We start from the raw sequence: 7,421 nt of genomic DNA, 5'->3' as shown, positions 1-7,421 counted from the left end.
GCCTCCTGGTCCCCACGGCGTGCCGGGTTCCTGCGGCTTCCGGGGTTCCTACAGGCCGACGAGCTTGTAGAGACCGCCGACCTCTTGGCGGTTGAGCACGCGCATCGAGCCGGGCCGCTGGTTGCCGAGCGACACGTCACCGACCGCGACGCGCACCAGCGACTCCACCGGGTAACCGACGTGCTCGAGCAGGCGACGCACGATGTGCTTGCGGCCTTCGTGCAGCACGACCTCGACGAGCGCCTTGCCGGGCACCGCGCTGATGAGCTTGAAGGAGTCGACCTTGACCGGGCCGTCGTCGAGCTCGACGCCCGCCTTGAGCTTCTTGCCGAGCCCCTTCTCGACGGGACCGGGCACCTCGGCGAGGTAGGTCTTCTTGACGTTGTAGCTGGGGTGCATCAACCGGTGCGCCAGCTCGCCGTCGTTGGTGAGCAGCAGCAGCCCCTCGGTCTCGGCGTCGAGCCGCCCGACGTGGAAGAGCCGCTCGGCGCGGTTGCGCACGAGGTCGCCGACGCACGGCCGCCCCAGGTCGTCCTCCATGGTGGAGAGCATCCCGTAGGGCTTGTTGAGCGCGATCGTGACGACGTCCTCGCGGATCTGCACCCGCACGCCGTCCACGTGCACCACGGCGGTCTCGGGGTCGATCCGCCGGCCCTGCTCGCGCACGACCTCGCCGTCGACCTGCACCCGCCCCTGGTCGATCAGCTCCTCCGAAGCACGGCGCGAGGCGACCCCCGCCTGCGCGAGCACCTTCTGCAGGCGCACGCCTTCGTTGTCAGACATCGTCGATCGCATCCACTTCGGGCAGCAGCGGAGCGATCGGCGGCAGGTCGCTCAGCGACGACAGCCCCAACCGCTCCAGGAACAGTTCGGTCGTGCGGTACAGGATCCCACCCGTGTCGCTGTCGGTGCCCGTCTCCTCGATGAGCCCCCGCGCGACCAGGGTCCGGATCACACCGTCGACGTTGACGCCGCGCACCGCCGCGATCCGCGCCCGCGTGACGGGCTGCCGGTAGGCGATCACCGCGAGCGTCTCCAGGGCAGCGCGGGTGAGTTTCGCGCGCTGGCCGTCGAGCAGCAGCTTCTCCACGAACGGGGCGAACCGGTCCCGCGTGTAGAACCGCCAGCCGTCCCCCGCCCTGCGCAGGTCGATGCCACTGCCGGACTCGGTGTACCGGGTGGAAAGTGTACGGAGTGCCCGCTTGACCCTCTTGACCGGCTGCTCCAGTGCGCTGCTGAGCTGGTCCTCGGCGATCGGGCTGTCCACCACGAGCAGCACGGACTCGAGCGCGGCCTCGAACGTCGCGTCGTCGGTGAGGTCGGGCAGACCGCTGTCCTCGATGGCCTCCTCGGGGGCGGCGGCGAGCAGCTGCGCCTCGAGGGTGGCGGCGTCGGCGTCGGACGCCGTGTCGGGCTCCGTGTCGGGCTCCAGTCCGAGGTCGAGCTCGGGGTCGGGCGCGGGTCCGGACCCGGCGCCGATGCTGGCGCCGGCCTCGGTGGCAGTGGCAGTGGTCGGCTTCGGCTTGGGCTTCCGCTTCGCCGCGGGCTTCCGCTTGGCAGCGGGCGCAGCGGCGCCAGCGGCAACGGCGGTCTCGGCCGGGTCGGCCAAGGCGCCCGAGTTGTCCACAGGCACCCCGCCCGACGTGCCGTTTTCGTCGGTGTCGGCCAGTAGACTGGACACCGGGGGCGGGACCGCGCCGGCCTCCGCGTCGCCGAGCACGACCGCGGCGGGAGCGGCGTCCGAGAGGGCCGCGTCGTCCCCGGTCTCGACCGGTTCCGGTTCGTCCGCGGACCCCGCGGCCTCGGGCCGCTCCAACTCCACGGCAGCAGGAGCGGCGTCCTCCAGCGCGGCATCCGGCTCGCCGGCCTCCGCACCCTCGGCGCCCGCACTCCCAGCACCCACAGCCCCAGCGCCCGCAGCACTCTCAGCCCCAGCGCCCGCAGCACTCTCAGCCCCAGCACCCGCGGCACCCGCAGGACCAGCGCCCCCGGCCTCCGCGGACTCACCGCCCTCGGCCCCACCGGCGTCCCCGGCCGCGCCACCCCCGCCAACCGCACCGACCGCGCCGCCCCCGTCGAACGCCGGCCCCGGCTTCTCGATCTCCGCCGCGTCCGGCCCCACCAGTGGCTCGCTCATCCGCCGTAGTCCTCATCCTCGTCGCCGGCGCTCACCTGTGCCTGCGCCTGCTCCAACGTCCCGCCGACCCACGTCACCTGCAGCGGCCCGAGCGGGTCCTCCTGCTCGAAGGCCAGCGACTTCTCCCGGTACAGCTCCAGCAGCGCGAGGAACCGCGCCACGACCTCCATGGTCTCGGTGCAGTCGGCGACGATCTCGGCGAATGAGGCCGTGCCGCGCTCGATCAGCAGCGCGCGCAGCACGTCCGCCGTCTCGCGGATCGACACGCGGTGCTGGTGGATGTGCGCGACCGACAGGGTGCGCTTCTGCTTGGGCCGGAACGCCGCAGCCGCGATCAGGGCGAACTTCGGCGGTGTCACGCCGAGCATCACCTCGGGCAGCAGGCCCTCGAAACGCGGCTCCAGCGACACCGAGCGCGGGTAGCGCCGGAACGCGCCCTGCTCCAGCTCGGCGAACAGGGCCGCCACCTGCTTGTACGCCCGGTACTGCAGCAGCCGGGCGAAGAGCAGGTCGCGGGCTTCCAGCAGCGCGAGGTCGTCCTCGTCCTCGACGTCACCGGTCGGCAGCAGCCGCGCGGCCTTCAGGTCGAGCAACGTCGCCGCGATGACGAGGAACTCGGTCGTCTCGTCGAGATCCCACGAGTCGCCCATGCCGCGGATGTGCGCGATGAAGTCGTCGGTGACCCGGTGCAGCGCCACCTCGGTCACGTCGAGCGTGTGCTGCGAGATCAGCTGCAGCAGCAGGTCGAACGGACCCTCGAAGTTCGTGAGCCTGACCTTGAACTTGCCGTCGTCCGGTGCGGGAGCGGCGGGGGCTTCCTCGGTCACTGCTCGCGCAACCTGCGCACCAGCAACGACTCCTCGCCGAGCGCCTCCAGGTCGTCGAGCACGACGGCGATCGCCTCGCGCACCACTCGGCCGCGGTCGACGCCCAGCCCGTACGACGCGCGCAGCGACAGCCGCGCCTGCTCCAGGGCCAGCAGTTCCTCGTCGGACACGTACACCGTGATCTTCGTGGTGTGCTTGGTCCGGCCGGAACCGCGGCGCTGCACGGGTGCGTCGGCGGGATCGGTCGCGGGAGCCGCGGTGGAGCGGAACAACTCGGCCGCGCCCGGCAGTGTGGGGCGACGGGTCACCGGGCGATCACCTCGCGGGCCAGCGCGCGGTAGGCGTTGGCACCGGACGAGCGCGGGGCCCAGCGGGTGATCGGCTCCCCCGCCACGGTCGTCTCCGGGAAGCGGACCGTGCGGTTGATGACCGAGTCGAACACGATGTCGCCGAACGCCTCCACGACGCGTGCCATGACCTCGCGCGAGTGCAGCGTGCGCGGGTCGTACATCGTGGCGAGGATGCCGGTGATGTCGAGCTTGGGGTTCAAGCGTTCCTTGACCTTCTCGATGGTGTCGATGAGCAGCGCCACCCCGCGCAGCGAGAAGAACTCGCACTCCAGCGGGATCAGCACACCGTCCGCGGCCGCGAGGGCGTTCACCGTGAGCAGGCCGAGCGAGGGCTGGCAGTCGACCAGCACGTAGTCGTAGTGGTCGATGACGGGACGGAGGGTGCGCACGAGCGTGTGCTCGCGGCCCACCTCGGAGACGAGCTGGATCTCGGCCGCCGACAGGTCGATGTTGCTCGGCAGCAGGTCCATGTCCTCGACCATGGTCTTGCGGATGACGTCGGGCACGGAGGTGTGGTTCTCCATGATGACGTTGTAGATCGTGGTTTCCAGCTGGTGCGGGTGCACGCCGAGGCCCACGGACAGCGCGCCCTGCGGGTCGAAGTCGACGAGCAGCACCCGTCTGCCGTACTCGGCCAGCGACGCGCCCAGGTTGATGGTCGTCGTCGTCTTGCCGACGCCACCCTTCTGGTTGCACACCGCGAGGATCTTCGCGGGGCCGTGGTGCAGCAGCTGCGGCGGGTCCGGGATGTGCCGGCGCGCGCGGCCGGTCGGTCCGATGCCGTCGAGCTGCTCGTGGGCGACGTCGTCCACCGGCGCGGCGTGCGGGGCCAGGTTCAGGTCGGCACGGGGCGCGAAAGCGTGCTCCGGTGTCGACATGGCTGGCGTTCCCTCACTGGTCGTGGTCGTCTCTCCGGGCGCAGCGTAGGCCGCACCCGTGCGAGCGGCAACGCGCCTCGCCGGTGTTTGTCAAGACTTGGTCAGACAGCGACATCCGTTCGTGTGCGCCTGTCCACCGCCGAGAGGACCACGTCGAGCAGACCGGGGAAGAGAAGATCCAGGTCATCACGACGCAGCGACACCCAGCGCTGGTTGCCCCTGCACCGCGTCCTGGTGAGACCCGCCTCGCGCAACACGCGCAGGTGCTGCGAGAGAGTCGACTTCGCCACGTCAACCTCGAAGGCCCCGCACAGTCGTTCACCGCTCGACTGGATCTGGCGAACGACCGCGAGCCGTGTCGGGTCGCTCAGCGCGTGCAGCACAGCGGCAAGATCAATGGCCTGTGGGGACGGCTCGTCCAAGTTCGGCACCCGACCACCGTACCCGTGGAAGCCTCATGTTCCAGTGGCCCGAGGGTGTGCAGTTGCGTAGACCTCCCTCAAAGTCGTAACGGTTACCAGTGTGTACACCTGAGTGGTCGTAACGGATGCGTGCCCGAGAAGTTCCTGCACCACCCGAACGTCCGCACCCCCTTCCAACAGATGGGTGGCGAACGAATGCCGCAACGTGTGGGGGGACACGGCAACGGTGATGCCGGCCTCCTCCGCGGCGGTCTTCAGCACGGTCCACGCGCTCTGCCGCGAGAGCCGGCCACCGCGCGCGTTGAGGAACAACGCGGGCGTGCCACGGCCTTTCGCCGCCAGCGCGGGACGGGCGCGCACCAGGTACGCGTCGACCGCCGCCAACGCGGGCCTGCCCACCGGCACCAGTCGTTGCTTGCCTCCCTTCCCGTCCAGCAGCACCGTCCGCTCGGTCGCGTCGATGTCGTCGACATCGAGGCCCACCACCTCGGAGATCCGCGCTCCCGTCGAGTACAGCAGCTCCAGCAGCGCCTTGTCCCTGAGGTTTCCCGCATTGTTCAGCAGGGTCAGCACATCGTTGACGGGCAAGGCTTTCGGCAGTCTCTTCGGTGGCGAAGGGGGGTGTACGGCCCGTGCGGCGTCATGGGGCACAACGCCTTCGCGGTGCGCGAAGCGGTGCAACCCGCGCACGGCCACCAACGTCCTTGCGGCCGAAGACGCCGCGAGACCGCTTTCCCGCAACGCGGCGAGGAACTCGCTCACGTGCATCTCGGTCACCGCGCCCAAATCCGTCACGCCGATGGATTCCAGGTGTTCGGTGTACCGGCGCAGATCACGGGTGTAGGAGTCGAGGGTGTTGCGAGCGGTGCCGCGTTCCACGGCGAGGTGGTCGAGGTAGGTCGCCACCAGGTCTTCGATCACGCCAGCCCTTCCAAGACGATCTCCCCGGCACGCACGTTGACGCCCTTCGCCAGCGCCGGGTCCGACGCCACTGCGAGGTCGAAACCCTTGTCCGCCAACGCGATGACGTACGGCAACGTGACGTTCGTCAGCGCGCGGGTCGACGTGTTCGGCACCGCGCCCGGCATGTTCGCCACGCAGTAGAACACGGAGTCGTGCACACGGTACGTCGGCGCGTCGTGCGTGGTGGGCCGGGAGTCCTCGAAGCAGCCGCCCTGGTCGATCGCGATGTCCACGAGCACGCTCCCGGGACGCATCCTCGACACCAGGTCGTTGCTCACGAGCTTCGGCGCCCGCGCACCGGGCACGAGCACGGCACCGACGACGAGATCCGCCCACTGGCAGGCTTTCTCGACCTCGTGGACGTTCGACGCGATGGTCTGCACGTGCCCGCGGTAGGCGAAGTCGATCTGCCGCAACCGGTTGACGCTGGTGTCCAGCACGACCACCTCGGCCTGCATGCCGACCGCCATCGCCGCCGCGTTCATCCCCGCCACGCCCGCGCCGATCACCGCGACCTTGCCCGCGGCCACGCCGGGCGCACCGCCCAGCAGCACCCCTCGGCCGCCTTGCGCGCGCTCCAGGCAATGCGCACCCACCTGGGCCGCCATCCGTCCGGCGATCTCGCTCATGGGTGCCAGCAACGGCAACGACCCGTCCGGCAGTTGCACGGTCTCGTAGGCGATGGCCGTGATGCCGGACGCCACGACCGCCTTGGTGCACTCGGGACCGGCGGCGAGGTGCAGGTAGGTGAAGAGCACCTGGTCGCGGCGCATGCGGTGGTACTCGGGCTCGATCGGCTCCTTGACCTTCAGCACGAGGTCCGCGAGCGCCCACACCTCGTCGGCCGACCCGGCGATGCGCGCGCCCGCCGCCGTGTACTCGTGGTCGGGGAACGACGAGCCGGCTCCGGCGTCCCGTTCGACCACGACCTCGTGCCTGCGGCGCACCAGCTCGACCACTCCCGCCGGTGTGACGGCCACGCGGTACTCGTGGTTCTTGATCTCCTTTGGGACACCGACCAGCATCGTCGCAGCGTATTCCCGATATCGAGCTGCTGCATCGGATACCGTGCTGATCCGTGTCAGAACCATTCGGGCCGGAGCAGCAGCGCATCGGCAACCAGCAGCGCGAAGAAGCGATCACCGCTCTCAACGACCACTTCGCGATGGCGCGGCTCGACATAGGCGAGTACCAGGACCGCGTGAACCGCGCGTCGGGCGCGCAGTCCTACCACGAGCTCGCGGAGCTGTTCCGCGACCTGCCGCAGCCGCACCCGCCGTTCCTCGCACCGCCCTCGGTGCCGTTCGCGGCCGTGCCGCCGCCTCCGCCGGGCTTCCCGCCGCAGCCCACGCAGCCGTACTACCCGCCGCCGACCGGGCCGCAGCAGCAGTACGCCGTCCCGCCGCCGCCTCCCGGCATGGCCGGACCGGGCATGGGCTACGGCAACCCGGCCGCGCCGTACGGCTTCGACCCGCTGACCGGCCTGCCGCTGTCGGACAAGTCGAAGGTCGCCGCGGGCGTGCTGCAGCTCTTCCTCGGCAACCTGGGCATCGGCCGGTTCTACACCGGCCACACCGGCATCGCCGTCGCCCAGCTGCTGACCTGCGGCGGCTGCGGCATCTGGTCGTTGATCGACGGGATCATGATCCTGGTCAACGGCGGCACGGACGCCCAGGGCCGCAAGCTGCGCGACTAGTGCGGTGGCCACGAACCCTTGCCAGGTTGTGCACGGTCCGGGGCGATGCATCGTGGTGCCTCCCCCGCACCCGCGTACTGGTGGTACGGGGGTGCGGGGGAGGTGCCGCGAGGCGTCCACCCGGGCCGCGCAGAACCCGGTGAGGATT

Annotated in this window: 9 protein-coding genes; 1 reads left to right on the top strand and 8 read right to left on the bottom strand. The window is 70.5% G+C overall.

The window, feature by feature from the left end:
• Positions 1–48: 48 nt before the first annotated feature.
• The 8 genes from ACFWGZ_RS37575 to ald form a co-directional block, all read right to left on the bottom strand.
• Positions 49–783 (bottom strand): pseudouridine synthase, encoded by a 735-nt coding sequence (locus ACFWGZ_RS37575; RefSeq protein ID WP_382456355.1) that lies wholly within the window; start codon positions 781–783, stop codon positions 49–51.
• Positions 776–1,633 (bottom strand): SMC-Scp complex subunit ScpB, encoded by an 858-nt coding sequence (gene scpB, locus ACFWGZ_RS37570; protein ID WP_382456356.1) that lies wholly within the window; start codon positions 1,631–1,633, stop codon positions 776–778. The genes ACFWGZ_RS37575 and scpB overlap by 8 nt, the downstream gene beginning before the upstream one ends.
• A gap of 500 nt (positions 1,634–2,133) precedes the next feature.
• Positions 2,134–2,964 carry a segregation and condensation protein A gene (locus ACFWGZ_RS37565; protein WP_382456354.1) on the bottom strand — a complete coding sequence of 277 codons (831 nt, stop codon included), beginning with the start codon at positions 2,962–2,964 and terminating at the stop codon, positions 2,134–2,136.
• The gene (locus ACFWGZ_RS37560; RefSeq protein WP_382456353.1) at positions 2,961–3,272 is read right to left on the bottom strand and encodes a hypothetical protein; all 312 of its coding nucleotides are present in this window, start codon (positions 3,270–3,272) and stop codon (positions 2,961–2,963) included. The genes ACFWGZ_RS37565 and ACFWGZ_RS37560 overlap by 4 nt, the downstream gene beginning before the upstream one ends.
• Positions 3,269–4,192, bottom strand: coding sequence for a ParA family protein (locus tag ACFWGZ_RS37555; RefSeq protein ID WP_382456352.1), 924 nt, complete (start codon positions 4,190–4,192; stop codon positions 3,269–3,271). The genes ACFWGZ_RS37560 and ACFWGZ_RS37555 overlap by 4 nt, the downstream gene beginning before the upstream one ends.
• Positions 4,193–4,293: 101 nt before the next feature.
• On the bottom strand, positions 4,294–4,623 hold the full coding sequence (locus ACFWGZ_RS37550) for an ArsR/SmtB family transcription factor (RefSeq protein ID WP_382456351.1): 330 nt from the start codon (positions 4,621–4,623) through the stop codon (positions 4,294–4,296).
• A gap of 24 nt (positions 4,624–4,647) precedes the next feature.
• Complete coding sequence (gene xerD, locus ACFWGZ_RS37545; protein WP_382456350.1) at positions 4,648–5,535, bottom strand: site-specific tyrosine recombinase XerD; 888 nt, start codon at positions 5,533–5,535, stop codon at positions 4,648–4,650.
• Positions 5,532–6,602: an alanine dehydrogenase gene (ald, locus tag ACFWGZ_RS37540; RefSeq protein ID WP_382456349.1), complete on the bottom strand. Its 1,071-nt coding sequence runs from the start codon at positions 6,600–6,602 to the stop codon at positions 5,532–5,534. The genes xerD and ald overlap by 4 nt, the downstream gene beginning before the upstream one ends.
• Positions 6,603–6,655: 53 nt before the next feature.
• Between ald and ACFWGZ_RS37535 the strand changes: the two genes are divergently transcribed.
• Positions 6,656–7,273: an NINE protein gene (locus ACFWGZ_RS37535; RefSeq protein ID WP_382456348.1), complete on the top strand. Its 618-nt coding sequence runs from the start codon at positions 6,656–6,658 to the stop codon at positions 7,271–7,273.
• Positions 7,274–7,421 lie beyond the last annotated feature (148 nt).

This window comes from Lentzea sp. NPDC060358, assembly GCF_042725365.1.
Classification (GTDB): Bacteria; Actinomycetota; Actinomycetes; order Mycobacteriales; family Pseudonocardiaceae; genus Lentzea.
This window is presented reverse-complemented; position numbering and strand designations above follow the sequence as displayed.

Coding starts and splice junctions, on each gene's coding strand:
- ACFWGZ_RS37555 (WP_382456352.1), bottom strand. CDS start 4,192: ATGTCGACACCGGAGCACGCTTTCGCGCCCCGTGCCGACCTGAACCTG.
- ald (WP_382456349.1), bottom strand. CDS start 6,602: ATGCTGGTCGGTGTCCCAAAGGAGATCAAGAACCACGAGTACCGCGTG.
- ACFWGZ_RS37575 (WP_382456355.1), bottom strand. CDS start 783: ATGTCTGACAACGAAGGCGTGCGCCTGCAGAAGGTGCTCGCGCAGGCG.